The sequence below is a fragment of the Microtetraspora glauca genome, assembly GCF_040656155.1.
Taxonomy (GTDB): Bacteria; Actinomycetota; Actinomycetes; order Streptosporangiales; family Streptosporangiaceae; genus Microtetraspora; species Microtetraspora glauca.
In genome coordinates this window covers 176,732-203,516 of record NZ_JBFALK010000016.1, presented here as the reverse complement: position 1 = coordinate 203,516, position 26,785 = coordinate 176,732, and the positions used below count along the sequence as shown (strand labels likewise).

Here is a 26,785-nt window from a genome sequence, read left to right as displayed (position 1 = left end):
CATGCCCCTGCACCCCGACATCGCCCGCGTCGTCGCCGGCCTGCCGGCGCCGCCTCCCGGTCCGCTGAACCCGGAGGCGATGCGCGCCGGCGACGAGTCCCAGGTTCCGCCCGTGGCCGACCGCCTGCCGCTCCACTCCGTCGAGGACCTCACCGCGCAGACCGCTGTCGGCCAGGTCCCGGTGCGGGTCTACACGCCGGTCGACGCCGAGGCGTACGGCCTGCTGGTCTACTTCCACGGCGGCGCCTTCTTCCTCGGCAGCCTGAACACCCACGACCACGTCGCGCGGTCGCTGGCGAAGGAGACCGGGCTCAAGGTGGTCTCCGTCGGCTACCGCCTGGCGCCCGAGCACGCCTTCCCGGCCGGCCTTGAGGACTGCTACGCCGTGGTCCGATGGGCCGCCGAGAACGGCGAGCGCCTCGCATGGGACGGTGCCACTCTCGCCATCGCCGGTGACAGTTCGGGCGGCACGTTCGTCGCCGCCGTCGCCGGCATGGCGCACGACGACGGCTTCGACCGGATCACCCACCAGGTGATGTTCTACCCGTCGCTCGACCTGGACTTCGACGTCGACCGCTACGCCTCGCTGCGCGAGAACGCCGTCGGCTTCGGCCTGGAGACGGCGGGGCTGAAGCCGTTCAACGCCTTCTACCTCGACAGCGGCGCCGACCCGGCGGATCCCCGCGTCTCCCCGATCAAACGGGCGGACCTCACCGGGCTGCCGCCGGCGCTGATCATCACCGGTGAGCTCGACCCGCTGCGGGACGAGGGCGAGCGCTACGGCCAGAAGCTGAAGGACGCCGGCGTGGACGCCACCGTCAGCCGGTACGCCGGCGCGGGGCACGGATTCGTGCAGCACTTCTCGTGGATCCCGGAGTACCACCGGGCCTACGCGGAGACCCGCGACTTCCTCGCGCGCTGACGCGCCGATCCCACGGATCTCGAAAGGAGAGCCATGTCCGCAGTGAAAGTCCATCCCCTCGTGTCGCCGTGGGGTCGGTTCGGTCTCTACAGCTTCTTCATCGACGCGCCGGAGCCGGCCATCGTCGACACGGGGATCGCCTCCTCGCCCACCGAGGGCATGGCCCCCGCGCTCGAGGCCATCGGGCGCCGCATCGAGGACGTGCGCTGGATCCTGCTGACCCACGGCCACATCGACCATGTCGGCGGCGCCCACGCTCTGTGGGAACTCACCGGCCGGCGCGCGCAGGTGGTCATCCACGAGGCCGACGCCCCGATGCTGCGCTCGCGCCGGGCGCACGTGGACGAGTACCTCGGCGGGCGGGGGCGGTACCTGAACGACCCCGAGGGCGCGGCGAAGGTGACGGCCGCGGCCGACGCGGTCATCTCCGGCGAGATGGAGCCGACCATGCTCGTCAAGGGCGGCGAGACGATCTCGCTCGGTGGCGACGTCACCGTCTCCGTCCACTCGATCCCCGGCCACACGCCGGGGTCGGTCGCCTACGCCGTCGACGGCCGGCGCTCGGTCTTCGTCGGTGACGCCGTCCAGGTGCACGGGGCCGCCAACGGCTTCCCGGGCTTCGCGGACCCGGTCGCCTACCGCACGAGCCTGGAATACCTGCGCGACGAGATCCGCCCGCGGCACCTCTACCTCGGCCACCCCTACCGCCGCACCGACGGCACGCCGTATGGCGTCGAGCTCGACGCGGCGCAGGCGGCGGAGGCGCTCCGAGAGAGCCTCGACATCGAGGGCCGGGTCAGCAAGGCGGCCCACGACTGCCTGTGCGCGGGACTCCAGGTGACGGACTCGGCGTACTCGCCCTTCGCACACGTGGCCCAGGAGGTCGACTACACCGCCGACCCCACCCTTGAGCCGTCGCCGTTCTTCACGTCGATGCACGGCTACCGCACGCACTTCAACCGGAACTCGTGAAAGAGGAGCCTCGCATCCATGGCTGACTTCCAGACCGTCCAGGCGGGCCAGGACAAGATCGCCGTCCGCAAGGATCTCCGCGTGCCGATGCGCGACGGCATCACGCTGGCCGCCGACGCCTACCAGGGCGTCGACGACAAGCCGCGTCCGGCGCTCGTGGCGCTCAGCCCGTACGGCAAGGAGTTGCAGGCCCTCGCGCTCACGACGCCGCCGCAGCGGCGCCCCAGCCCGATGTGGGACGGCTGCATCGAGGCCGGTGACATCGCGCGCGTCGTCAAGGAGGACTACGTCCACGTCATCGGCGACCTGCGTGGCTCCGGCGCCTCCGAGGGCGAGCACATCGGCAACTACAACGCCGGTGGCGTCTCGCTCGGCCAGGACGCGTACGACTTCATCGAGTGGGTCGCGGCGCAGCCGTGGTGCGACGGCAACGTCGGCATGATCGGCATCTCCTACTTCGGCTCGATGCAGGTGCTGGCCGCGGCCGAGCGGCCGCCGAGCCTCAAGGCGATCTTCGTCAGCGGCGGCCACTACGACTTCTACGAGACCACCTATCACGGCGGCGTCATGTGGTTCATGCCGCGCGCCGCCCGCGAAGGCCGCGGTGGCGACTCCGGCTGGGCCTTCACCGATCGCGTCACGTCCCGCATGCTCGAGACCTACTCCCCGGAGGAGATCAAGGAGCGCGTCGCCAAGCGCCTGCGGGACCCGGACGTGGCCGCCTGGCCGAACCTGGTCCACGTGCTGAACTACCCGAAGAACCACGAGGCGTGGTTCGACATCGTGATGAACGAGGTCGACGGCGAGTGGTACGAGGAGCGCAACCCGGTCACGCTCGCGCCCAACATCGACATCCCGGTCTGGCTCCAGATCGACCAGGGCCGCGGCTGGACGATGGACGGCACCATCGAGGTCTACAACTCGCTGAAGGGCCCGAAGAAGCTCGACATCGGCCCCTACCCGCCGATGCAGTCGCGCCCCTTCATCGAGGAGCACGACAAGATGTTCCGCTGGTACGACTACTGGATCAAGGGCATCGACAACGGAATCATGGACGAGCCCGCCGTCACCGTCTTCGTCGAGGGCTCGCGTGAGGTGGTCACCGGCGCCCAATGGCCGCCGAAGGACGTGGAGTACACGTCGCTCTACCTCCGCCCGCGCCGAAAGCTCTCCTTCGAGTCCGAACTCATGGGCGCCGAGTACGCCGCCCCGGACGGCTTCTACCAGGCGCCGCTGACGGTGACCGACAAGGTGGAGATGCTGAGCTGGAGCACGGCTCCGTTCGACGAGCCCACCGAGATGATGGGTCAGGGCGCGGCGCACATCTTCGCGGAGATCGACCAGCCCGACACGAACTTCATCCTGCGCATGTGGGACGAGGCCCCGAACGGCAGGCGTCAGCTCATCACGACCGCCTACCTCAAGGCCTCGCACCGCGAGCTCGACGAGGAGCGCACCACGGAGGGCAACCCCTACCACCCGCACACCCGCGCGGTGCCGGTCGAGCCGGGGAAGATCGAGGAGTACGTGCTGCGCGTCTACCCGTTCGCGGCGACGTTCCTGCCCGGTCACAAGCTGGTCGTGGAGCTCTCCAACGACGAGCCGCTGGCAGACGAGCACAACGCCCTGCTGCCGCCGGACGCGTTCCACCTGCCGGTGGGCCGCCCTGTCACGCACAAGATCTACCGTGACGCCGCCCATCCGTCCCGGCTCGTGCTGCCGTTCACGACGCGCACCGCGGTGGAGAACAGGTAGTCGACCATGGCATTCATCTACGCGGCGGCCCGCACTCCCTTCGGCCGGTTCAACGGAGCGCTCGCCGGCGTCCGTCCCGACGACCTCGCAGCGACCGCGATCACCGGGGTGCTCGCGAAGGCGCCGGCGCTGGACCCGGCCGAGATCGGCGAGATCGTGTGGGGCTGCGCGAACCAGGCCGGCGAGGACAACCGCAACGTCGGCCGGATGGCCGGGCTGCTCGCCGGAGTGGCGGTGTCGGTGCCCGCGACCACGGTCAACCGGCTGTGCGGCTCGTCGCTCGACGCCGCGATCATCGGGTCCCGCACGATCGACACGGGTGACGCCGATATCGTGCTCGTCGGTGGCGCGGAGTCGATGACCCGGGCGCCGTGGGTGCTGCCGAAACCGGACCGGGCGTTTCCCGCCGGCAACGCGACCTCGTGGTTCCGGTCGACGGCGTCGACCTGACCCGCGACGAAGGCATCCGCGCCGACTCCACGCCTGAGAAGCTCGCCGGCCTCACGCCGAGCTTCCGGCCCGACGGCACGATCACCGCCGGCAACGCGTCGCCGCTCAACGACGGGGCGGCGGCGTTGCTGCTCGGTTCGGAGGCCGCTGCCGCGCGGATCGGGCTTGCCCCGGTTGCCCGGATCGTGGGGCGTGGTGCGTTCGCGCTGGAGCCGCAGGACTTCGGGTTCGCTCCGGTCGAGGCTGCCAACAGGGCGCTGGAACGGGCCGGCATCGGCTGGGATCAGGTGGGTGCCGTCGAGCTCAACGAGGCATTCGCCGTCCAGTCGCTCGCGTGCGTGGACGCCTGGAAGATCGACCCCGGGATCGTCAACGTCAAGGGTGGCGCGATCGCGATCGGCCATCCGCTCGGCGCCTCGGGCGCCCGGATCCTCGGCACCCTCGCCAAGGTTCTGGTCGCGAAGGGCGAGCGGTACGGCGTCGCCGCTATTTGTATAGGTGTGGGCCAGGCGCTCGCCGTGGTTCTCGAGAACGTCACTGGAGGAGCGGCGTGAGCAAAGCGCAGATCTTCGCATCGCCGGACGAGGCGGTGAGTGTCGTCAAGGACGGCGACACCGTTCTGGTGGGTGGCTTCGGATTCGCCGGCATGCCGTTCGACCTGATAGACGCCCTGATCCGGCAGGGCGCGGGCGACCTCACCATCGTGTCCAACAACGCCGGCAACGGCGACGTGGGCCTGGCCGCCCTGCTGAAGGCCGGCCAGGTGCGGAAGGTCCTGTGCTCCTTCCCCCGGCAGGTCGACTCCTACGTCTTCGACGACCTCTACCGCCGCGGGGAGATCGAGCTCGAGGTAGTCCCGCAGGGCAACCTCGCCGAGCGGATGCGGGCGGCCGGGGCGGGCATCGGGGCGTTCTACTGTCCGACGGGCGTCGGCACGCCGCTTGCCGAGGGCAAGGAGACCCGCACGATCGACGGACGTGACTACGTCCTCGAGTACCCGATCAAGGGTGATGTCGCTCTGATCTCCGCTCACACCGCCGACACGATGGGCAACCTCGTGTACCGCAAGACCGCCCGAAACTTCGGCCCGGTGATGGCCACGGCCGCCACGACGACCGTCGTCCAGGTCTCGTCGATCGTGGATGCGGGGCAGATCGACCCGGAGGTCGTCGTCACCCCGAGCATCTACGTCGACCGCGTGGTCCAGGTCGAGCCGCGTCACTACACCGTGCAGGGAGCCCGCTGATGCCGCTCAATCCCGACCAGCTCGCAGCCCGGGTCGCCCAGGACATCGAGCCGGGCAGTTTCGTCAACCTCGGCATCGGTCAGCCCACCAAGGTCGCCGACCACCTTCCGGCCGAGATCGGCGTCGTCCTCCACACCGAGAACGGCATGCTGGGCATGGGCCCCGCGGCTGTCGGCGACGAGGTCGACCCTGAACTCACCAATGCCGGCAAGGTGCCCGTCACCGAACTGCCCGGAGCCGCGTATTTCCACCACGCAGACTCCTTCGCCATGATGCGTGGCGGCCACCTCGACGTGTGCGTCCTGGGTGCCTTCCAGGTCTCGGCGAGCGGTGACCTCGCCAACTGGGACACCGGCGCGCCCGGCTCGATCCCCGCCGTCGGCGGCGCGATGGACCTGGCGATCGGCGCCAAGCGGGTCTACGTGATGATGACGCTCTTCGCGAAGAACGGCAGTCCGAAACTCGTGCCCACCTGCACCTACCCCCTCACGGGCGTCGGCTGTGTCAGTCGTGTTTACACCGACCACGCCGTATTCGAGATCACCCCCGATGGCGTCCGCGTGCTCGAGTCGTTCGACACTTCCGTCGAGGAGCTTCGCGCCCGGCTGGAAGTCCCGCTCGTGGTCGACGTCCGCTGACTCACTCGATCGCCTCGGTGGGCTCATCCACGAGTACGCGCAGGTCGCGTAGGGTGGCCGACCTTCCGGCACCCCGGAGCCTCAGCCCGGGCCGAACCAGCGGGTGAGGGCCGTCTTCAGGCTGTCGGGGTCCGCGCCCGCCCAGGCGACGTAGCCGTCGGGTCGGATAAGCAACGCGGGTGCTGGGGAGTCCTCGGCGGTTGCGGTCACGCGGCGCACTCGGTCATTCCAGGGCTCCAACGTCCCCCCGGCGTGAAACGGAAGCGGTCACTCGGCCCGATCAGGGCCGTCCGGTCGACGACGTTGTCGTCGCTGGTGCCGGGGAAGGTGATTCCTGCCTGCTTGCGAATCAGGCTGCCGCCGCCGTCGCAGCCGACGAGGTATCGGGCCGTGAAGGTCGTCTCGGTGCCGTCCGAACCGCGTGCCACGACGTCGACCTGGTCATCGGTCTGATCGAAGGACAGCACGTCCCAACCTCGTCGGACGTCCGCGCCGAGTTCTGCCGCGCGCTCATCGAGCACACGTTCGAGATCGCGCTGGTTGACCGGCAGGAGATATCGGGTTCCCCTTGCCGAGCGCGCGCAGCGGCAGCGGCATTCACCTACGAAGCCGTCGCCCGCCCGCGCCGGCACGAGTCGTCCTGTTCTCTACCGGCGCTGGCCGCAGCGCGACGACCTGCTGCTGGCCACTCTCACCAAGTTCTGGCGGCTGATCGCGGTGCCCGACACCGGCAGCCTCCGCGAGGACGCGATCGGCCGCCGTCGGATGTGACATGTGATACTTCCCCGCCCGCCGATTCTCGGCCGCTCTGCCCGCGGCTCGCGCTGCCGTTGCGGTCGGCGGTTCGCCCCGGTGGCCTCGTACCCGCCGCCGGACGGCGGGGCTCGTCGAACCCGGCCACCTGCCGGAACCGCGCCGCAGGGCCGGGTGTAAGCAGGAGGTATGCGCCCGTGGCGGCTGTTACCGCACCGGCATCGCCCCTGGCAGGCCAGCGACGTCCTGCTGGCGTTCCCGCTCGCTCTGATCGCGGTCATCATAGTGGTCGACCTGCTGACCCCCATCGGGATCCCGATGGGACCGCTGCTGGTCGTGGCGCCCGCGATCACCGCGTCGTTCGCCGGCGCCTTCGCCACCGCGATGGTCGCCGCGATCGCCGTCACGGGCCTGGTGGCCGTCGGCGTGATCCTGGACCAGAACCTGTTGGACACGATGTACTTTCAGTCGCAGATCATCTCGCTGGTGGTGGTCTCGGTGATCGTCACGGCGTTCCGGTACCTGCGGGATCGGCGCACCCGTGAACTGGCGCAGGTGCGTACGGTGTCGGAGGCCGCGCAGCGGGTGGTGCTCAGGCCGTTGCCGCAGCGGCTCGGGCCGCTGCGGGTGGCGTCGGTGTATCTGGCGGCGCAGGAACAGGCGCAGATCGGCGGCGACGTGTACGCGGCCGCGCGAACGGCCGACGCCACCAGGCTGATCGTCGGCGACGTGATGGGCAAGGGCCTGACCGCCATCAGCGACGCCGCCCTGCTGCTCTTCGCCTTCCGTGAGGCCGCCCACCGCCAGGCCACACTGCCCGATCTCCTCACCTATCTGGAACACAGCGTCTGCTGGAACCTGGCCGAATCCTCGGAACCGGAGAAGGCCGGGGAGTGCTTCATCACCGCCGTGGTCGTCGACATCCCGGACGCGTCGCCGCGGATGCGCATGGTGAGCTGTGGGCACCCGCCTCCCCTGCTGCTGCGCGGCCGACAGGTCATCACGCTTCATCCCACGCGTCCCGCGCCGCCGCTGGGCCTGGGCGAGCTGGCCGACCCGGACTACCGCGCGGACACGTTCACGCTCGAACCCGGCGACCTGCTCCTGCTGTACACCGACGGCGTCGTAGAAGCCCGGAGTCCCGAGGGCGTCTTCTACCCGCTCGCCGAGCGTGCCGCCTCCTGGGGCGAGGACGAGACCCCCCTGGCGCTCGTCCACCACCTGCGCGAGGACCTGCTCGCCCACGTCGGCGGACGCCTGGCCGACGACGCCGCCATGATCGCCGTCCAGCGCGCCCCCGGCGACTGATCGGCCCGGCAAAGCCGCGGGTCTGGTCGGGTCCAATATTTGACCGATCGATCTGGATAGGCTTACGGTTCTGCGCATGGCGAGGACAAAGGAGTTCGACCCGGACGCGGTTCTGCAGAAGGCGCTGGAGTTGTTCTGGGAGCGGGGGTACGAGGCGACCTCCATGGCCGACCTGGTCGAACATCTGGGCATCGCTCGGGCGAGCATCTATGCCACCTTCGGTGGTAAGCGCGACCTCTACGTGAAGGCGTTTGAGAGGTATGTGGAGACGCGGGACCCCGGGGTCGTGGAAATGCTGTCCCAGCCTGGTCCGGCCCTTCCCGCCGTCCGCGCGATGGTCCGGGCATACGCCGAGGAATCCCTGTGTGACGAGCGCAGACGCGGCTGCATGGTGGTCAATGCCGCCGTGGAGGGCATGTCGCGCGATCCGCAGATAGGTCGCAGGATCGAGGCGAGTTGGGACGTCCTGGAGGCCGCGCTGACTTCGGCGTTGACCCGGGCGCGTGCGCAAGGCGAGATCTCGGACGACAAGGATCCACGCGCGCTGGCCCGTTTCCTGCTCGTGCTGATGCAAGGCATGCGCGTCCTCGGGCGTGCGCATCCCGAACCCGGCAGGTTGCGCGACGCCGCCACGCAGGCGCTGGCCGTCCTGGGCTGAGGAAGTGATCACGGTGACGAGAAGCGTTTCGCGTACCCAGATAACAGAACGATCGATCTAGATAGGCGGGCCGGGCTGATGGCCTTCGCCCTGCTCGGGACCGTGCAGGTCACGCTCATCGCGGCGATCACGGTCATCACCGTGGCGTTATCCGCCGTACAGCGGGATCTGCGTGTGGACGACACGGGGATGGTGCTCGTCACCTCCGCCTATGGCCTGGCATTCGGTGGGCTGCTGTTACTCGGCGGGCGGCTGGCGGACTCGCGGGGGCGGAGAAGGATGTTCGTCACCGGCGTGGTCGTCTTCGGCCTCGCCTCGGCGGCGGCCGGCCTCGCCCCGTGGGCGGGCATGCTGCTGATCGCCCGGTTCGCCCAAGGGGTCGGCGCGGCGTTGGCGGCGCCGGCGGCGATGGCGCTGGTGGGCGTCGTGTTCCCCGACGGGCATCGCCGAGGACGGGCCATGGCGATCTGGGGCGTGTTGAGCAGCGCCGGTGCGACGGCGGGAACCGTGCTGTCGGGCGTGGTGATCACATGGGTGCCGTGGCGTTGGGTGTTCCTGGCCCCAGTGGTGGTCTCGGCCGTCGCGGCACCTGTGGCCGTCCGGCTCTTCCCCCCGGACCACCCGCCGGTCCGGGGCCGGATCGACTGGCTCGGCGCGGTGCCGGCGACCGCCGGTCTGGCCCTGCTCATCTACGGGCTGCAGCGCTCCGGCTGGATGGCCTTCGGCGGCATCGCGCTGCTCGTCCTGTTCGGATGGGCCGAGCGCCGCTCCTCGGCCCCATTGATGCCCTTGTCCTTCCTCCGCAGGCGTGTCCTCCCCCTGATCGCCGTGACGGCGTGCGCAGGGGCGATGGCCACAGGGTTCTACCTGCTCTCCCTTTATCTGCAGGAGGTACGCGGCCTGTCGTCGCTGCAGACATCGGCCGCCTTTCCTGCTGCCCGCTCCCGCCGTTCTGGCTTCAGGCCCCCTGGCCGGATGGCTCATCGCCCGTCTGGCGATCCGACGCGTGCTGGCGGCAGGGTTGGCGGCAGCGGCCGTCGGCCTGTCGCTGCTCAGCTTCCTCGACGCGCCCTACGCCGGACTGGTCGTCTTTCCCTTCGGAGCCGGCCTGACGTTCTCGGCCGCCACGGTGGCCGTGCTGCGGGACGTGCGAGAGGACCAGGCAGGACTGGCCGGCGGATTGCTGAACACCGCCATGGAAATCGGCCCTCCTCTCGGACTCGCGGTGCTGGTCTTCCTCGCCACCGCCTACTCCCATCAGCCGTCGAGCGGCTACGCCTTCGCTCTCCGTGTCGCAGCGGCTGCCCTGCTCGTCACCGCCCTGTTCGCGGCGCTCATGCGCCGTCACCAAGTAAGCAAAGGAGAATCGGAATGACCGCACGTTTCACCGGCAAGGTAGCCCTGATCAGCGGTGGAGGTTCCGGCATCGGGAGGGCCACCGCGCTCGCCTTCGCTCGGGAAGGCGCGGCCGTGGTGGTCGCAGGGCGCAACGCCGAACCCCTCGCGGAGACCGTGAAGCTGATCGAGGCCGAAGGGGGCCGGGCCGACGCGGTCAGCGCCGACGTCTCCTCCTCCCGTGACGTCGCCCGGCTCGTCGCGACCACCGTGGAGCGGCACGGCGGCCTGCACATCGCCTTCAACAACGCAGGAGTTATGGAAGCCGGACCACTGGCGGACATGGAAGAGGCGGCCTGGGACCGCCTGATCTCAGTGAACCTGACCGGAGTCTTCCTCAGCATGAAGCACCAGATCGCCCACATGCGCGACAACGGCGGCGGCGTCATCATCAACACGGCCTCCAACCTGGGCGCGCACATGCGGCTGCCGTACCTCGGCGCCTATGCGGCTTCGAAGGCGGCGGTGAGCGCGCTGAGCCGAGCGGCGGCAAGGGAGTGCATCGGACAGGGCATCCGCGTCAACGCGATCAGCCCGGGCCCCATCGACACCGCCATGTCCCTGCGGCAGGGAGAGACCGAGGACGCCCGCGCGGAGCGGCTGAAGGGCGCACTGCCGATCGGCAGGGTCGGAACACTCACCGAAGCGGCCTCCGCGGTGATCTGGCTCGCCTCACCCGCAGCGGGCTTCACCGTCGGACACGACCTGGTCATCGACGGAGGCGCTACCGCCTGAGCCGCACGAGCAGGGGCGACTCAGCGAGGATCGACGATCTGGTCGAAGACCAGCCCACTGGAAGCCTCACCTCGACCCGTCTGCTTGGTCGCCCCCAGCCAGACCCGTACCCGCCCCTGCCGGTCACGGACGCGCCGGTAGGTCCGCCTCACCCGGATTCCGGCCCTGGGCACCTCCTCCTCGTGGACATGCAGGCCGGGTTCCTGCAGCAACCAGGTACGCGGCCGTACCAGAGCGGACGGAGACGACGCGCGGGGCATGGCGGCCCGCCGGAGCTGGATCGCGCGGTCGGAGCCGGGGCGGTGCATCGGGATCATCGGGATCCAGTGCTCAGGCACCGAGGTCATGACCTCGTACCGGATGTCCGTCCCCTCGGCCGGTGCGGGAGCGGGTCCGCGCGACAGGAACTCACGCAGTTCGTGGCCGGCATCCGCGCCGGCCACGCCGACACCGAGCGGCGATGGGATGGTCTTCTCGATGGCCCACACCAGATTGGCCATCTCGTCGCGGACGAAGACCACCTCATCCAGCGGCGCGCTCTCCTGCAGGTGGTCGGCCGTTTCGAGGATCACGAGGTCGTGGTCCGCGACGGCTCCGCCGCCCGCCACGCTCGTCCGGAACAGGCGCCACCCGTCCGATTCGGCCCGTGACACCCAGGTGCGCTCCCCGAAAACGTCGGTCACGACCAGGCCGCGCACCCTCGCCACCGTGTCGACCGGAAGGGTGAAGGGCACCACGAACCAGTCGTTGGCGTAGACGAGCCCGAACTCGATCAGCATCAGCGTGCCCAGGTCGGTGCTGTCGGGCCGGATGCCACCGAAGTTCGTCCGGCCGTCCTCGAAGGTCCACCAGCGGCTGTTCGGCATCCCGTTGAACGAAGCGGCGGTGGGCAGCATGCCGAGCACGTGCCGAGTCGGCGCCGTCTCGTCGTCACCCGGGTCCGAAGGGACGGGCGCGGCGTCGAGGTCGTGCCAGTCGATCCGGCCATGGGAATACTCCTCGGCTACCAGGCCGACCGGCGTGCCGCGTGACCCGGCGTCGGCCACGAAGCCGTACTCCATCCGTTCCGGTCGCCAGGCGGTGGCCGCTTCGGGCCGGCTGATCAGCCGGTCGAACCAGGCGACGAACCGCGTGCCCAGCGCGTCCACTTCGGCCTCGGCCCCGGCGACCTCGTCGATGCCGGTCGAGGCCGGGGCACCGCCCACGATGGACAGGTAGAGCGCGGCGCCGTCCATCAGCCGGTTCGCGGCGGCCCGGTACGACGCACACGCCAGAGGATGGGCGCAGATCGCCGCGTCCTCGCCCGGGTCGGGCCGACGTACGGGGTAGGCGGCCCGGTAGGCGTCCGCGGCGGCGGGCAGCACCCTGGCGAGCAGCTTCAACCAGTACCTGCCCATCAGCAGGCGCAGATCGAGTGACATCTCCACGCCGTCCATCAGCAACGGCAGCGGAAGCTGCTCCACTGAGGCCTGCGGCGGCAGGTCCGCCACCGGCGCTTTGCCGTCGTCGCCAGGAGGCCGGAACGCCCGTACCGGCGTGGTGTCGACACGTACCTTCGCGTGGATGGGGGATCCGGCATCCTCGCCGCGGAGTTCGCCGACCTGCCACTGACGGGTCAGCATCCAGAGCGCGTCGCGGACCTCGGCCCGGAGCGCGCGATCGAAGGCGCGGGTACGAGGCCAGCCCTCGAGACGGTTCCAGAACGTCACACCGGGCCTGCCGCGGGACGCGACCACCGCGCTGAGTTCCGCTGTGATGTACTTCTCGGTCATGGCTTGGCCTTCATGGGAGACGGAACATTCGCGAACACGTTGTTGAGTGCGAGGTCGGCGGCGATGGTGAGCTGCCGGACCTGGCTGGCCATCAGAGTGGCCGGCAGGAAGGGCGCGTAGGGGAGTTCACCGATGTGACGCGGCTCCAGAGCGCGTAGCTTGGCCAGGTCCATGGTGTCGCACACGGCGTCGACCAGGTCGTCCCACTGCCAAGAACCGCGGGTCAGGGTCGGTGTGACCAGCAGCATCGCCTGTGCTGCCTCGGTGTTCGGCCGGTCACTGTGGAAGGCGATGCCGCTCTCGGCGGTGGACGACGGGATCGTCTCGGTCCACTCGTCCAGGAGCAGCCCTCGTTGCGGCGTGCCAGGGACGACACCGGTCGCCAGGTGAGCGGTGTAGAGCAGCCGGTCGGAGTCGACCACCTGATCCGGCCGGATGTCGAGGCCGAGCCAGCCTTCACCGGTGACCGGCGGCAACTGCAGCGCGTCGAGTTCCGGCTCCTGCCGGCCGAAGGCGCCGGACAACACCTGGAGCTGTTCCCAGTCGTGTAGCCGTTCCCGTACCCGTGCGGTCGAGTGCAACCAGGTGTCCACCGGGAAGTCCACGTCGAGGTGGGCGAACGGCGCCCCGGACCGGCTCTCGGTGAGCGCCGCGGAGAACCGGTCAGCCCGCTCGCCGTCCATGGTGAACTCGGGTATCAGCCGGCAGTCATCACCGAGCAGCGCCTTCGCCGCCTCCTGGAGCGCCGTCACCCGTTCGGCCGGTGACGTCGTGCCGTCGTGCTCCTGGAACGCCGCCGCGGCCGCCGCCAGCCGCCGGTCGGCCTCGGCGAGTACGGTGAGGAGCACCGACCGGGTGTCGGCGAGCAGGTGGATCAGCCGGTCTTCGGCCGACCCCAGGTCGGGCGGGGCCAGATCGACGGGCTGGGCCGCGGGGATGGCCATGATGTCGGCGCGCAGACCCGACGCCGTCGTACGGGTGGAGACCGCCACGGCCTGGTACCGGTCCCTGGCCGCGACCATGTCGGCGACGGGTCCCGCCTGCAGGGCCGCCGCGTACGCCGCCGGGGTGGACGGCCGGGGCAGGAGCGGCGCCGTCGAGATGGCTGCCTCGGCCCGGCTCAGGAACAGGAATCGCGCCTCGTCGGATCCCTCGGGCGGGACGGCCTCGTACCGCGCGAACTCCTCGGCGAACCGGTCCAGCCGGTCACCGCAGCGTTGTGCGGTGTCGGCACACGCGGCCAGCAGGTCGGCGTAGGCCGCCCCGAGGCTCTCGTAGGCGAAGCCCCACCCGGCTTGGGCAAGCCCGAACAGATCGGCCCGCGCGAGCGCCTCCACTGCGGAGTCCACACGTTCGTCCACGTCGGAGGCCAGGCCGGAGGCCGGGTCGGGTACGGCGAGCGCGTTCGCGGCGGTGGCGAGTTCGGACCGTACCGCCCGCAACGCGGAATCCACCGTGCCGACCCGCTGACGGTCGATGAACGGCGAGGGCTCGTCGGCGTGGCGGGTGTCGGCGGCGGGCGCCAGATCGTCGGCGGTCAGCGGACGCGACAGACTGATCAGCCGGTGCGCGGCCCGCAGCAGGGGCAGCAGCTCGAACACGCTGACCTGGCCTGGCGCCGCCTCGTGATAGTCGATGGTGATGGGCTGGTCGGGGCGCGGATCGAAGGTCGCCCGGACGCACCTCCGCACCCGATCGTCGAGTTCGGACAGCGCGTCGGTACGCCCGATCCGCACCAGGTCGACGGGTCGCAGACCGAGCGGCGCGAGAGTGATCTCACGCATGACGTCGGTTCCGCTGCTCGCGGAGCGGAACGAGACCCGGCACCCGACCTCGTCGAGAGGCGGCAGTACACCGGTGAGCCAGGCGTCGACCGCGGGCTCGATCCGGGCCCGCGGTGTCGCGTCAGGCCCCGGCACCGCCGTGGGCGGCAGATGGAGTGCCACCCGGTGCGTGAGGGTCACGCCACTGGACGGCGTGCGCACGATGTCGGGCTCGGCGGGGCTCGTCCCCTTCGCGTAGGCGTCATACGTGCTCGCGACGCGATCGTAATTGCCCATCACGGCCTGATATACGCCCTCGGCCAGCGCGAGATCGGCCACCGCGTCGTGGGTGTCGAGCAGCCGGTGCGCCTCGGCGTTGATCGCGGCCGCTTGGGCCGGGCTCGCCGGAGGCAGACCCGCGGCCCCGAACGGGTAGGACCCGGCGGTGCGCAGCCGCTCCACCAGAGCCAGGCCGTCGAGCACGTTGCCGGCCTCGATCGCCTCGATCGGCACACCGTCATCCGTTCGGGTCGACGCCATCCGGTCGGCCCGCAGCGGGAACGCCTTGCGCAGCGGCAGGATGAAGCCGTCCACTTCGGCCATGCCGTACCGATCGTGCAGGCCCCGCTCGAACTGGTAGCCGAGGAGGTCACTCAGGCTCTGGCCGGCCCTGACCCCGTTGATCAGCGCCAGCGCGGCGCGCACCCGAGCGGACGACAGGTCGACCGCGGGGCCCTCGCCCGGTGCCACGCCGGACAGGTAGCCGTTACGCAGCACCGCGGCGGCGACCGCGTGGTTGAGCGAGGGGGTGTGCACGAAGCCCTGGTTGGCCGGGTCGAGCGTCAATGGACCGTCTGAGAAGTCCTTGGCGACATCCGGATCCTCGGGCACGAAGTCGGCCCGCTCGGACCGGCCCGGCCGCAGGTCCTCGACCAGGCCGTAGGCACCCAGGTGCAGGCCGGTGGGCAGTTGTTCACGCATCCGGGTGAGCTGGAGATCGACCAGGCCGAGCAGCCACGCGTCCAGCCGGTACGAGCAGGTGTCGACGTGATCGGCGAAGGCACGTTCCAGTTGCGCGGTGGGAGCGTTCTGGAGCCGCTCCAACGCGTCGAGCTGAGCGGCCAGCTCTCTGTTCCCGGGCGAGCCGATCGTCTGTGTGATGTGATCGCAGACCCGCCGGGTCGGGCTCCCGGTGATCGGCGCGGCGGTGGCGTAGAGCAGCTGGTAGCGGCTCTCGCTCAGCGGGTTTCCGGAGCTGATGTGCAGGATGGGGTTGTCGATCCGGGCGGCTCGGGCCTGCGCCTGCGTATAGAGACCACTGGCCCGGTACAGCCGGACCGCGACCTCGTGGTAGCCGAGTTGCAACGCGTGCCGGGCCATCAGGTAGAGCAGCGATGCCGGCGGCCGGTCGTCGACGAAGTCCTGCTGGTTGTAGAGCCTGTCGAGGCCGCCCTGGGCGGCCGACGCGAGCCAGGCCAGGTAGTTACGGCCATCCACGGTGGACGGCCGCAGCGGAGCGGTCTCCGACGGCGGCAGCGCCTCCACCACCCCGCCGGTGAGCAGGTTCTGCCGCCCCGAGAACACCTGGTTGAGTATGGGCGGCACGGCCGTGCCGCTGTAACCGAGGCGGGCCAGGAGCTGGCGGCCGGCGGTGCGCTGCTGAGCGAGCTGCACCTGCTGTATCGCCCCGCCGAGGCCCCGGAGATGCAACCGGTTGAGCAGGGTGGTGAGGCTTTCGGCGTAACGCTGCGACCATTCCACCGAGCCTGGATGCAACGCGAGCACGTCCAGCAGCGTCTGGTGTGGATCGTCGGTGGGGCCGCCGATGCGCGCCACCCGCTCCACCAGAGGCGTCCAGTCCTGCCGGATGGTGTCGAGCACGCGGTAGAGCGGTATGGCGAGCTTGCTCACGTCGGCGTCGCGATCAGGCCATTCCAGGCGGGAGAACGCGGTGGCCGGCAGGATGCCGTACGGCTGGGCGCCGATCCGCATCGTCGGCACGACACCGCCGCCGACCACGTGCCGCTCGAAGAACTGGCGTGTGTCGTCGGCCGCGCCGTCGCTGAACACCTCGCCCATCATCGACCGCATCCAGTAGCCGAACGTGGCCGGCCACAGGAGCGTGTTCATGGCCCGCGCGGTGAAGTGATCCGTCCCGGCGGCGCCATGGGTGTGGACGAAGGAGTCGGCCGGCAGTCCGAGGTATTCGGCCAGCCGCTGCCCGTCCCGTTTCTTCTCGTCGTCCGTGGTGACCTCGTAGGCCGGTTCGCGGAGGTCGTCGAAGGAGGCGTCCGGGTCGTCGCGGCGGCCGTAGCCAGAGTCGGCGTCCTCGCTGTTGTTCGTGGGCGTGCCGCGGGCCACGATGGCCACGCCGGTGCGGCTGTAGGCATGCTGGAAGAGCAGGTCGCGCAGCTTGGATGCGCCTTCCTCAGCGTCGGATCCGATCCGCACGCCGAGCACGAGCAGCCGATCGAATCCGCCCTGGGCCTGCTCTGGCGTGAGCGGGATCCGCAGGCCCATTCCCACCTCGACCGCCCGGTCGAAGTCGGACAGCCACCGCAGCCGCTCGGGCATGACCAGGTCGCCGCGCTCGTCGTGACGCAGCTGGTCGTCACCGGTGGCGGCGGGATCCGGCCCGGCGAAAAGGTCCTGGTCGACCTCGGCGCCGAGCTCGACCAGCGGATTCTCGCCGGCGCGGAAACCGATGACCACGAACCGCTGCGGCATCAACAGCACCCGCGGCGCCCGAGACCAGGCGTCCTGCTTGGTTTCCACGTCGGGAAAGACCGGCGGGCCGGCCGGGTTCACGGGCCGGTGCACGGCCTGCAGCCAGGTGGACCGGCCGGAACCGTGCGCGGCGACCAGCCGCCGCCAGGCCGCCCGCAACTGGGCCTCGGTGCCCGCCTCGCGCACCTCGGTCCAGTAACGCCGTACGTTGTCCACTTCTGACGCTGTCAGTGCCTCGTCGAAGGTGGAGATGTTGCAGCCGTCCGGATAGATCCGGACCAGAAGCGTGGAGTCCTTGGCGAACCGGGTCTCCAGACGCACCGGCATCAGCATGATCGGTGACTTGTCGTCGAGCCTGGTGATGCCCTCTCGCGGGTCGGTCGTGAGCCGGCTCATGCGGATTCCCCTGAAGACGTGTTGAGCATCTGGCTTGCGTGCACCCCGACGAGCACCGGGGCCTGGAAGAGGATGTAGGCGAGGTCGGCGGAGGTCATCGACGAATCCCACGCGACGTGGACGTCCTCGGCGTGCTGCGCCGTCTCGGGCGACCCGGCCGGAGGCGTGAGCTGCAAGGACGCCGGGGCGGTGGCGAGGTCGATGTAGCGGCCGGCCGGTCCCGGCTGGACCTCCGGCCAGGACAGGTCGTTCCACACGGTGAGCTCCGCGCTCGGCTCGGTGTCCAGACCGAACCTGGGCTCGCCGGGGCGCTCCTTGATGACGAAGAACCAGCCCGGATCCTCACCGATGTCGTCACCGCCGACGGCCTCTTCCGCGGTGAGATCGAATCCGAGGATCGTGATGTCCGGATCGATCTTCGCGGCGTATCGCGGCGTGCGGACCGCCGACGGGTCGGCCGACAGCCGTCGCGATCCCGTCTCGTCCGGTTCCGGCCATCGCGCCCGATGCGCGTAGACGACCGCGCTCGGATAACGCTTGAGCAGCTCACCGCGTATCACGAGGACGAGCTCGTCCCGCCCGCCGCCCGTATCGCGGTGATCATGACTGCCCAGGGCCGAGGTGACGGCCCACTCGTGCAGCGGCGGGATGTCGCGGAGCGATTCCCTGCTCGGCCCGTCGGCCAGGGTGCCCCGCACGTCCCAGAACTGGCGGAACGACGAACCGCGCTGGTCGGTCGGGTACTCCCGCCACAGCAACTCGCGGGCGAACTCGTGGTTGACCCCGACCAGGTAGGCCTCGATGAACCGCTGGTCGGTCTCCAGCAGGCTCACCGTGTTGGCACCGATCAGGTTGGCATTGGGCAGGAACAGGTCGGTGCCGAGGTCACGCAACGGCTCGTACATCGGCTGGTCGATCACCGGGTAGGCCATCGGTTCGACCAGGCCTGAGCCGACCTCGTCGCGCACCATCTGGGGAATGCCGACGGTCGAGCCGATCCGGCGGGGGATGGTCACGTCCGGATCCAGCGCGTCCACCGCCGTCTGCGCCATGCCATCCAGATCGAGGTCGCGCAACACCGGTGGGCTGCCCTCCTCGACCGCGGTCTCGCGGAAGTCGAAGCTGTCCTCCAGGGCCTCCTTGAAGTCCTGCGCCTCGGGGCTGTCCACACCGCCACGGCCGGGTCCACCGGGCTTGTCGAGCGTGCCGACGGTGAACCCGGATGCTCCCGGCAGCCCCGTCACCCATGCGACGGTGAGGCTGGACTCCCGCACGATCTCGGCGGCCTGGGGGTTGACGACCAGCGTCGCGGCCGCGTCCGCGACAAGGACGCCGGGCGGCGCGGGGTCCGGCGGGGCCGGGTCGGCCTCGCCGGAGTTGACCCGGTCCAGCAGGTCCAGCGGCCCGTGGTGCTCGCCGAACGGCAGCTGCCCGAGCATCCGGCCCCGCGGGCGCAGCATCCGGCGCAACGGCGCCGAGGATAGGGTCGGGGAGACCCGGGCGGTGGTCTGCGCCTGACGCAGCGTCTCGCCTTCGGACACGATCCTGCGGTGCAGCGGGGCGGTGAGGTGCAACGCCCGCTGGGACGACGACAACGCGGTGACCAGATGCCGTTCGTGCCAGACCTTGCTCACCTGCCGGCCGAACTGGGCGTTGCGAATGCGACGCTGGGCCGCCAGCACCTCGCCGATCTGCTCCCAGGCGGCCTGCATGTACCGCTCCTGGTTTTCGCGCACCGCCTTGGCGCCGAGGCCCGCGGCGATCCGGAATCGGGGATCGAGGTTCAGCCGCTGGACCCAGCCGTCCGGTGGCTCGTCGGTGCGCACGCGGGCGGTCAGCGCGTGCCATCGCCCGTACAGCGGGGGCGAGATGACCGGGTCCTCGTCGGCCTCGGCGCGGTAGTCGTCGGCGAGGTTGATCAGGCGGGCCAGGTCCTCTTGCAGGGGGCGCGGGAACGGCTCGTCCCAGGCATCCCAGGGATCGCCGGGCAAGGGGAACCCGGGCGGTCGCAACGCTCCCCCGAGGCGCAGCGTGCCCCCGAGTTCCGGTTTGTCGATGCCGCGTACTCCGGAGCCGGCATGCTCCACGTCGATGGCGCGGGTGCCGACCCGCGGGTCGATCGGAGCCGGGCGCAGCAGCCGGACCAGGGTCTCGAAGTCGCCCCGCGCGCCGGTCCTGAAGTACCAGCGGTGATACACCGGGAACCACGTGGGCTGCGGCCGAGCGCCGGTCTCCGCGCCCGGCATGGCCCAGGCCGACATGGTGGCCGCAATGTCGCCGACGTCGAGGCCCAGGCCGGCCCGGCGGCCGCCCTCGAACGTGGGCACCAGGAACGCGTGGTAGGCGGTGTCCGGCACGAGGGTGCGCGGGCACAGCAGCCGGGAGCGGGCGAGGTCGGGGTTGCCGGCCAGGGCGGCGGCGAGCCGGGCCGCGACCGCCGGGCCGTCGCCGGAGACGATCTCGCCGTCGGTCGCGCCCAGGCCGAGGTCGGCGTGCACGTGCGCCCACGCCCAGAGCTGGTCGGGCTTGGGAAGCATGGCGAGATCGGTGATCTCCACCCTGGGCAGCGGGGCGCCGCTACCTGCCGGGCCGTCGTGGAACTCCTCTTCGGTGAGGACGAGCAGGGTGAGCCACGGCCGCAGCCTGCCGGCCGCGGCGGCCGCGGGGGTGTAGCGCCAGGGGAAGTCCTCGTCGTAGAAGTCCACGTGGGCCAGCATGTTGGGCTCGGCGTTCGTGATCCAGGGACGCGGCTCGGTCCGCACGATCACCTTGGGGTCGATGCCCTGGATGTCGGCCGGGCCGTACAGCGAGACCTGCTTGGTGACGGGCCGGGTTTGCACGGCCCCGCCGGGGGCGCGGCCGCTCGCCGTGAGCGAGACGGTCACCCGCGGGCGGACCCGCACCGCCGGGTCGCCGTCGGCGGCGGTCACCTGGTTGGCCAGGCCCTGCCGCAGCCACGGAAGAAACGCGTAGGCAGGTGAGGTCATGACACCACCTCGAAGCTCGGAATGACGTGGACGGCATCGGCCATGGCCGGATCGTCGGCGACCGTCTCCGCCCGGAACTGATGCGCGGCCGCCGCGCTGGCGAAGGCCGGGGCGAAGGCCCGGTTGTCGGCCGTGTACGCCACGCTGTAGCTCTCACCCGACACCGTGACCGTCTCACCGGGCGGACGCAGGAGGTCCCTGCTGGAGCGCGACATCGGGGAGCGCGCCACCGCGTTGTCACGCAGCAGGAAGGTGAAAAGACCCTCCTGGTACGGGGCGAACCGGCGCCGCTGTCTGGTGAAGGATCTGTCGTGCAGGATCTCCTCGTAGCGGACCACCCGTTTGGCCATCCCGCTGGTACGCACGTCGGCACCGGCCGCGGCGATGTCCACCCCGGATCGCTGGGTCTCGAACGCGGGCCTGCTCAGCCTGTCCGCGTCGGACATCTCCACGAACTGGGCCGGCGCGAACTCGTCGTGCGCGTCGGCGACCCGTACCAGGGGGCCGGCAGGGGCGAGCGTCAGGTGGTTGGCCCCGACGGGACGCTGGGTGCCCACCTTGTCGAGCGTCAGCCCCAACGGCAGGGCCTTCTGCGATACGCGCAGCACGCCGTTCGGGTGCAGGGTGATGTCGCCCGGCTCGCGTACGGTCACCGCGGGCAGGCGCCCGTCGCGGGCCACGGCGCGCCAGGCCTCGGGCTTGCCGAGTTCCGACGTCAACGCGGCGAGCACGTCGATCAGCAGCTCCGGCTGGACGTGCCGGTCGCCGAAGGTGTGCTCGAAGTCGACGTCCAGGTCCCAGAAGAGCAGCGAGATCGCGCCGTGGCCCTTGACGTGCCAGGGGGAGGGGCCGTCCAGACTGCCCCGGATCTTGACGGAGAACAGGCCGACGCCGAACGCCTTCACCGACATCGCGGCGGCGATCTCGACGTCGAAGTGGAGCGGCGAGAGCTGGAGCAACGCGTCGAAGCCGACGAAGCCGGTCACGCTGAAGGCCGACACTTTGAAGTAGAGGTCGAGCCGGGCGCCGAACTGGACCGTGTTCGGAGTGATCGCGAAGTACCCCTGCGCGGTCAGCCGTGCGACCGAGGAGTTGAGCAGGCTGATCGTCACCCTGCGCGGCGTCGGGAACGGCAGCGCGGGCGGTGCGAAGTTCGGATGGAAACCGCCGAGCGAGGCGACGAAGTTCGCGTCCTCGCCCCACGCGACGAGCAGGCCGAACTCCCCGCTGAGGGGAACGGAGGCGATCCTGGAGTCGAACAGGGTGGCGTGGAAGTACAGCCGCTTCTTGTCGAACTCGATCGCGCCGGCGAACTGTACCTGGAGCAGCACGACCGGGCGGTCCTCGTGTGGCAGAGCGACCCGCAGCACGCCCACCACGGCGACGTTGCCGGGAATCTCCACGATCAGGCCCATGGTCAGGTGCATCAGCCGGGGCGCGCCCCAGGCCAGCTTCGCCATCGGCCCGACGAGGAACGTTCCCGGGCGGGACGGGAAGTAGGTACGCAGGTCGCTGAGGATCTTCGGCGCGTTCGCCACCACGTCGCGGGGGAACATCAGCGACGTCAGCGATCCGGTACGCACCCCCTCGGTGAGGGCGGCCACGTTCATGCCCCGGTTGAGGGCGAGCAGCCCACCGACCTCCAGCAAGGTGAATCCGAACCCGACCGGCACCCCGTCGCCGAGTTCCGCGGTGACCAACGTCATCAGGGAGAACGGGCGGGTGGTGAGCAGGCCGAGCGCCTTCAGCGAGAGCGTGTCGGCGAGTTCGAGTTCGAGCACGCCCGAGTACTCGCCCCGGTCGGCGTCGAACCGCAGATAGCCGCCTCCGGTGACCACGCCCGCGTCGATGGACAGGCCCACGCCGGACGGCGGCAGCGAACCCGTCGAAAGCTCGACCGGGCCAAGGTTGCCGTCGAGATCCGGCCGCGGCTCCAGCTCCGCTTTGAGCCCGGCCCGGTCGACCACCGCGCGCACCGGACCGAGCGAGGCGGCGAAGGTGGCGCCGAGCGTGACCTGCAGGCTCCCACCGGATGGCATCGCGGACACCGCGAGCGACCGGACCTCGACCGGGCCGATCCGGCGGTGCGCCGGAACGTCGATCTCCAGGTTGGAGGTGCCGCGGAAGGAGAACCCGTCCCGGTGGGAGAGCCCGACGGTCACATCGGTCTCGAAGGCGAACCCGTCCGCCGGCATGATCACGGAGAGGAAGCCGTCCGAGCCGTCGGGCACGAACACGAACTCCAGGCCTTTGAGCTCGACCTCGACGTACGGGTCCACCCCGTCGTCGGCGTCCAGCCGCACCCCGCCCGCGCCGCTCACGCCGCGCAGCACCAGCCGGGTACGGTCCGCGGCGCCCAGCAGCACCCGCGGCGTGCCGGTGGCGTCGCCGCCGTCCAGCCTGACCTGGATCGAGCCGGTCGCGTGGGTGGGCGCGGTCCCGGACCGGAAACCTACGATCAGGCCGATCGGCTCACCCGGCCGTACCTGCAGGCCGACCCCGCCCTGCAGGTCCAGGTCGGTGCGCACGGTCGCGGTCAGGCCGCCGCCGACCGGCAACGCGGTGTCCAGTTCGCCGTTTAGCGCGGGCACGATCGCCAGCCCGGGCTTGCCGGTCGCGGTGCCCGGCAACGGCAGCAGCCGCACGTCCCCGGTCATGACCGCCCCGTTGACGAACCCCTCCAGCAGCACGGCCTTGAGCCCGCGCGGCATGGTGCGGTCGAGCGGCAGGTCCTGCTCGGCGGGCAGGCCGAGCAGGCCGGTCGCGGTGGCGTCGTCCACCGGGCCGAACCGGATGTCGAAACCGGCGGACATCAGGAAGTCGTCGATCGCGGAGAGCAGCTCCCCGTGGTCGAAGTCGTCCCTGCCCCAGCCGAAAGCGTTCGCCAGCATCAGCCCGGGGCTGGTCAGCGTCTGCGGCAGCCGGTCCAGGTCCAGGACGGTCCTCCGGTACGGCGGCCGGTCGCCCTGGGCGGGCTCGGAGGTGGTGCGCAGCACACCCAGGGCGCGCAGCGCGAAGCCGAGCCGGGGCCGGTACGTGATCAGGTAGTCGCTCACCAGGTGGTCGATCAGCTGCCGGGGGAACTTCTCGCCGAACCCGTCCGCGCGGAGCGACTCCGGGATGACGTCGTCCGGCGCGGTGGCCAGGGCACGGATCGCGGAAAGGATCCGGTCCACCGCGGCCAGCACCCGGGCCACGTCCCCGGGGAGCGCGGCGAGGTCGGTCGTGTCGCCGGTCACCACCCCGGCCTCGCCGTACAGCCGGCGCAGGCCCTCGGTCAGCGTGTCGAGGTCGGTACGCAGGTCGAGCAGGGGCTGCGGGACCGCCTCCGCGATCCAGCCCAGCTCGCGGAGCAGACCCAGCGCCGCCTGCGGCGACGCCAGCGAGTCCGCCAGCGGCCGCAGCGCCAGCCCCAGCTCGCCCAGGACCCGGTCGAAGGTACTCGGCTCAGTCATGGGGTTCTCCCCGATCGGTAGGTCGTGTCCAACCAGCTGTGCAGGGCGGGGTTGAGCCGGTGCACGATCAGCCATTTGCAGACGAAGCAGAACTCTGCCTCGTCGCCGGCCAGGTGCTGGTTGCGCATCTTGCAGGTGCCGGCCGGACGATAGACGTCGACGGAACTGTGGCCGCCGCCCTCGTAGACGCCGATGGTGCTGCTGGTCGGTGAAGCGGGGGCGAAGCCGTTGATCTGCACGGGCGTGTCGGGGTCATCGTTCGGCACCGCCGAGATCACTGCGTTGAGCGGATCCCCGCCGACCAGCAGGTGGGCGCGGACCGGATCCTCGATCAGGTAGCGGGGGACGCCATTGCGGCCGGTCTGCGGGATGAACAGGACGGATCCCGGCCCGAAGAGGAACTTGTTCTCCGGCGGCACCGGCCCGGTCAGATCGAGAATCGGGAAGTCGTCCAGGACCCTCCCGCGTAGATCCTCGATCAGGGTGGGGTCGACGTCGGGCCCGTCGACGGTGAACGGCAGTTGCCGCCCGGTGCTTCTAGGCCGGCTGAGACAGACCTTGGTGGTGGGGGTCTGGGTCAGGGCGTTCTCCCAGAGCACCCGGTCCTCGGCCGGAACCTCGACCAGAATGCCACCCCCGCCAGGGGACCGCGTCACCGCCACAACCCGGGAGGCCAGTCTGACCCGCCGCAGGTTGAACCATTTCACCTTGTTCGCGTCGAACTTCGAGGGTCTCTGTCCATGCTGGATGAAGTCCCGCGTCGTCAGGTTGTCGTACTCGTACCATTCAACGCGAGCCTGGCCGGACGTCTCGTACTCGTCGCCGAGTCTGAAGCTGTGACCGAGCTCATGTGCGACGACGTCGGAGAACTTGTCCTTGTCGAAGGGAATGCCGTCGACCGGGCGGAGGCGCCGCATCGCCAGCGGTGCCGGATCACCGGCGAAGGCATGGACCCTGGGGCTGTCGTACAGGGTGAGGCAGGCGAACCCATTCTCGATGTTCTCCCCGCCCTGCTTGTCGTCGTAGGCGACGATGACCACCAGTCCCCGGCTCGGCTTCAGCCGCTCCTCGACCGGCACCCATTCCTCGCCCACGTTCCGGTGCGGTGCGTCCCGCTCGGCGAGCCCGCCGATGTAGCGGTAGACGGACGTCAGCGGGTTGTCCGCGCCCGGCCAGTACAGCTCTGGTGGGTGCCGCCGTGGGTCCAGGTGCATCGTCTGGGAGGTGCGGATATTGAAGAAGGAGTAGAGCCGTTGCACGAACTTGCGTATGTCGTCCTCGGAGGCGTTCGGGGCCGGCTTCGACACCTTGCCTAGGCGCGGCGTCTGGTCGGCGAGGCGCTGACCCAGGTGCAGGCCGAAAAAGGTGTCGCGGGTCTGGAGTGGGCCCGAAAACTGCTGCGCCTTCCACGCCTCCACCACGTCCTTATGCACCCGGTCGCTGTCAAAGTCCAGATGCTGGCTCGCCCATTCGGCCACCAGCGCGGCGCGGTCGCGGGACTCGCCCCATTTCGGCAGGCCGACCCGGTGCACGAGTTCCAGTACCTGGTAGTACCGCGGAACACGTGTATCGTCCTTTCCGTCGATCTTTTCAAGAATCTCGAACGGCACCGGCTTGGCCAGGTGCTTGCCAGACTGGTAGCACACCCGGTAGCCGCAGGTGAGCAGCTCCTGGGTGGAGTCGGGGGCGGCCTGGTAGACGTTCATGCCGCGGAGCAGCCGGTTGAACGGCGCGTGGCGGGGCTTGGCCAGCCGGCCGCGGGCGATGAAGGCGGCGTGGGTGAAGTCCGGCTGGTTGAACGCCCGGAAGCCCTCGCTGAGGAAGAGCAGATTCGGCGCCTTGGCCGGATCGTGGACGCGGGAGTGCTCGACCCGGTCCAGGACCTCCCGGCGCTTGCCGTAATCCACCACCCGGACCGGGAGCCGCCGCTGCTTGTTGAGGAAGTCGCCGATCAGGTCGACCGGTTGCGCAGTCTCGGCTGTGCCACGCAGCCGGCCTTCCGGGGCGACCTCCACCGCCGGCCCGGTCGATGTCAACGGCACGTAGCCGTGCCCGGTGATGTCTCCGACCAGGTCGGTGCCGGTGTCGTCAGGGGTGAACCGGGCGTATATCGTCGGCTGCGCGTGGGCGAACTCGGGGTCCAGCGCGGTGGTGATCGAGTCGTTGCCGAACCACCAGTCCTCGAACCCCGAATGCACCTGCAACCGGCCGACGATCGAGTACTCGCTCGCACTGCACTGAAACAGGTAGATCCCCGGCGTGGTAGCGGTGATCTCTCCGTTGCTGATCGTGGGCGGGTTGTCGAAACGATGGCCGATCGGCGCGTACGGGGCGTAGAAATCGAATGTCGGATCGGTGACATCGTCAAACCGGTGCGGCTGATCATATTCGCCATCGCGGCGGTACTTCACCTTGATCTTGAGTTTCTTGCCGACCACCATGTGCACATCGCAGTGCGGAAACAGAAGAAGACTCAATATGCTCCCCCCGGGAATTGGCTGTGAACGGCCGACCGGGGTTCCATCCGGTAGCGGCCGGCCGCCTGCCGCGCCCGTGGACCGGTTGGCGACCCCTTTTCCTATATGCCGTTCCATCCGGTTCCATCGGATGGAACGGCATGAATCGTCAGACCGGGGGGCGCACAGTTTCCTGATGAGTTCGTCGGGTGTCTTGGGCTCGGCGGCGCGTTCCTTCCGGCCCGTCTGGGAGAGCGGCGGAGGCGGGGCGAGGACTGCGGTACTGGTGGGGGGCGTAAGGACGGCCTCGCGGGATGTCCTTGGACGCAGATCGCGGAAAATGTTCCGCGCTGTTCCATTCGGTCCCTAGGTGGACATCTCGGGTCTTTCGCTATTT

At 70.1% G+C, this 26,785-nt stretch carries 16 protein-coding genes and 2 pseudogenes; 11 read left to right on the top strand and 7 right to left on the bottom strand.

From position 1 onward, the window contains the following. Position 1: 1 nt before the first annotated feature. The 6 genes and pseudogenes from AB0I59_RS27935 to AB0I59_RS27910 all read left to right on the top strand — a co-directional run bounded on the left by AB0I59_RS27935 (position 2) and on the right by AB0I59_RS27910 (position 5,983). Complete coding sequence (locus AB0I59_RS27935; protein ID WP_358137571.1) at positions 2-922, top strand: alpha/beta hydrolase; 921 nt, start codon at positions 2-4, stop codon at positions 920-922. A 33-nt stretch (positions 923-955) separates the two neighbouring features. Then, positions 956-1,894 carry an MBL fold metallo-hydrolase gene (locus tag AB0I59_RS27930; RefSeq protein WP_358137569.1) on the top strand — a complete coding sequence of 313 codons (939 nt, stop codon included), beginning with the start codon at positions 956-958 and terminating at the stop codon, positions 1,892-1,894. Positions 1,895-1,912: 18 nt separating this feature from the next. Then, a complete protein-coding gene (locus tag AB0I59_RS27925; RefSeq protein ID WP_061252642.1) occupies positions 1,913-3,649 on the top strand; it encodes a CocE/NonD family hydrolase in 1,737 nt (578 codons plus the stop codon). Between the two features lie 6 nt (positions 3,650-3,655). Continuing rightward, positions 3,656-4,653 (top strand): annotated as a pseudogene (locus tag AB0I59_RS27920) (thiolase family protein). Continuing rightward, entirely contained in the window at positions 4,650-5,345 is a 696-nt protein-coding gene (locus AB0I59_RS27915; protein ID WP_061252643.1) for a 3-oxoacid CoA-transferase subunit A, read from the top strand. Before AB0I59_RS27920 ends, AB0I59_RS27915 begins: the two are co-directional and overlap by 4 nt. Beyond that, the gene (locus AB0I59_RS27910; RefSeq protein ID WP_358137567.1) at positions 5,345-5,983 is read left to right on the top strand and encodes a 3-oxoacid CoA-transferase subunit B; all 639 of its coding nucleotides are present in this window, start codon (positions 5,345-5,347) and stop codon (positions 5,981-5,983) included. Before AB0I59_RS27915 ends, AB0I59_RS27910 begins: the two co-directional genes overlap by 1 nt. 81 nt (positions 5,984-6,064) lie before the next feature. Here AB0I59_RS27910 and AB0I59_RS27905 read toward each other — a convergent pair whose 3' ends face one another. Together AB0I59_RS27905 and AB0I59_RS27900 are read right to left on the bottom strand one after the other, a co-directional pair. Next, positions 6,065-6,193 carry an aromatic-ring hydroxylase C-terminal domain-containing protein gene (locus AB0I59_RS27905; protein WP_358137565.1) on the bottom strand — a complete coding sequence of 43 codons (129 nt, stop codon included), beginning with the start codon at positions 6,191-6,193 and terminating at the stop codon, positions 6,065-6,067. Further along, on the bottom strand, positions 6,190-6,615 hold the full coding sequence (locus AB0I59_RS27900; protein WP_358137562.1) for an FAD-dependent monooxygenase: 426 nt from the start codon (positions 6,613-6,615) through the stop codon (positions 6,190-6,192). Before AB0I59_RS27900 ends, AB0I59_RS27905 begins: the two co-directional genes overlap by 4 nt. A 310-nt stretch (positions 6,616-6,925) precedes the next feature. Here AB0I59_RS27900 and AB0I59_RS27895 point away from each other — a divergent pair, with 310 nt between their 5' ends. The 5 genes and pseudogenes from AB0I59_RS27895 (at position 6,926) to AB0I59_RS27875 (ending at position 10,832) form a co-directional block, all read left to right on the top strand. Continuing rightward, positions 6,926-8,044, top strand: a complete 1,119-nt coding sequence (locus AB0I59_RS27895) for a PP2C family protein-serine/threonine phosphatase (protein WP_061252646.1) — start codon at positions 6,926-6,928, stop codon at positions 8,042-8,044. A 76-nt stretch (positions 8,045-8,120) separates the two neighbouring features. Beyond that, the gene (locus AB0I59_RS27890; RefSeq protein ID WP_061252647.1) at positions 8,121-8,702 is read left to right on the top strand and encodes a TetR/AcrR family transcriptional regulator; all 582 of its coding nucleotides are present in this window, start codon (positions 8,121-8,123) and stop codon (positions 8,700-8,702) included. Between the two features lie 78 nt (positions 8,703-8,780). After that, positions 8,781-9,572 (top strand): annotated as a pseudogene (locus tag AB0I59_RS27885) (MFS transporter); the annotation flags it as partial. Positions 9,573-9,708: 136 nt separating this feature from the next. Continuing rightward, entirely contained in the window at positions 9,709-10,077 is a 369-nt protein-coding gene (locus AB0I59_RS27880) for a hypothetical protein (protein ID WP_358137641.1), read from the top strand. Continuing rightward, positions 10,074-10,832: an SDR family NAD(P)-dependent oxidoreductase gene (locus AB0I59_RS27875; protein WP_358137638.1), complete on the top strand. Its 759-nt coding sequence runs from the start codon at positions 10,074-10,076 to the stop codon at positions 10,830-10,832. Before AB0I59_RS27880 ends, AB0I59_RS27875 begins: the two co-directional genes overlap by 4 nt. A gap of 20 nt (positions 10,833-10,852) precedes the next feature. Here AB0I59_RS27875 and AB0I59_RS27870 read toward each other — a convergent pair whose 3' ends face one another. The 5 genes from AB0I59_RS27870 to AB0I59_RS27850 are packed head-to-tail and all read right to left on the bottom strand — an operon-like array spanning position 10,853 to position 26,526. After that, positions 10,853-12,604, bottom strand: coding sequence for a hypothetical protein (locus tag AB0I59_RS27870; protein WP_358137557.1), 1,752 nt, complete (start codon positions 12,602-12,604; stop codon positions 10,853-10,855). Further along, positions 12,601-17,490: a hypothetical protein gene (locus AB0I59_RS27865; RefSeq protein WP_358137555.1), complete on the bottom strand. Its 4,890-nt coding sequence runs from the start codon at positions 17,488-17,490 to the stop codon at positions 12,601-12,603. The genes AB0I59_RS27870 and AB0I59_RS27865 overlap by 4 nt, the downstream gene beginning before the upstream one ends. Continuing rightward, on the bottom strand, positions 17,487-20,477 hold the full coding sequence (locus tag AB0I59_RS27860; RefSeq protein WP_358137552.1) for a hypothetical protein: 2,991 nt from the start codon (positions 20,475-20,477) through the stop codon (positions 17,487-17,489). The genes AB0I59_RS27865 and AB0I59_RS27860 overlap by 4 nt, the downstream gene beginning before the upstream one ends. After that, positions 20,474-23,932: a DUF6603 domain-containing protein gene (locus AB0I59_RS27855; RefSeq protein WP_358137549.1), complete on the bottom strand. Its 3,459-nt coding sequence runs from the start codon at positions 23,930-23,932 to the stop codon at positions 20,474-20,476. The genes AB0I59_RS27860 and AB0I59_RS27855 overlap by 4 nt, the downstream gene beginning before the upstream one ends. Further along, positions 23,929-26,526: a hypothetical protein gene (locus AB0I59_RS27850; protein WP_358137547.1), complete on the bottom strand. Its 2,598-nt coding sequence runs from the start codon at positions 26,524-26,526 to the stop codon at positions 23,929-23,931. Before AB0I59_RS27850 ends, AB0I59_RS27855 begins: the two co-directional genes overlap by 4 nt. Positions 26,527-26,785: the final 259 nt, after the last annotated feature.

Coding starts and splice junctions, on each gene's coding strand:
- AB0I59_RS27890 (WP_061252647.1), top strand. CDS start 8,121: ATGGCGAGGACAAAGGAGTTCGACCCGGACGCGGTTCTGCAGAAGGCG.
- AB0I59_RS27860 (WP_358137552.1), bottom strand. CDS start 20,477: ATGACCTCACCTGCCTACGCGTTTCTTCCGTGGCTGCGGCAGGGCCTG.
- AB0I59_RS27935 (WP_358137571.1), top strand. CDS start 2: ATGCCCCTGCACCCCGACATCGCCCGCGTCGTCGCCGGCCTGCCGGCG.
- AB0I59_RS27895 (WP_061252646.1), top strand. CDS start 6,926: ATGCGCCCGTGGCGGCTGTTACCGCACCGGCATCGCCCCTGGCAGGCC.
- AB0I59_RS27930 (WP_358137569.1), top strand. CDS start 956: ATGTCCGCAGTGAAAGTCCATCCCCTCGTGTCGCCGTGGGGTCGGTTC.
- AB0I59_RS27875 (WP_358137638.1), top strand. CDS start 10,074: ATGACCGCACGTTTCACCGGCAAGGTAGCCCTGATCAGCGGTGGAGGT.
- AB0I59_RS27850 (WP_358137547.1), bottom strand. CDS start 26,526: ATGGAACGGCATATAGGAAAAGGGGTCGCCAACCGGTCCACGGGCGCG.
- AB0I59_RS27925 (WP_061252642.1), top strand. CDS start 1,913: ATGGCTGACTTCCAGACCGTCCAGGCGGGCCAGGACAAGATCGCCGTC.
- AB0I59_RS27870 (WP_358137557.1), bottom strand. CDS start 12,604: ATGACCGAGAAGTACATCACAGCGGAACTCAGCGCGGTGGTCGCGTCC.
- AB0I59_RS27865 (WP_358137555.1), bottom strand. CDS start 17,490: ATGAGCCGGCTCACGACCGACCCGCGAGAGGGCATCACCAGGCTCGAC.
- AB0I59_RS27855 (WP_358137549.1), bottom strand. CDS start 23,932: ATGACTGAGCCGAGTACCTTCGACCGGGTCCTGGGCGAGCTGGGGCTG.
- AB0I59_RS27910 (WP_358137567.1), top strand. CDS start 5,345: ATGCCGCTCAATCCCGACCAGCTCGCAGCCCGGGTCGCCCAGGACATC.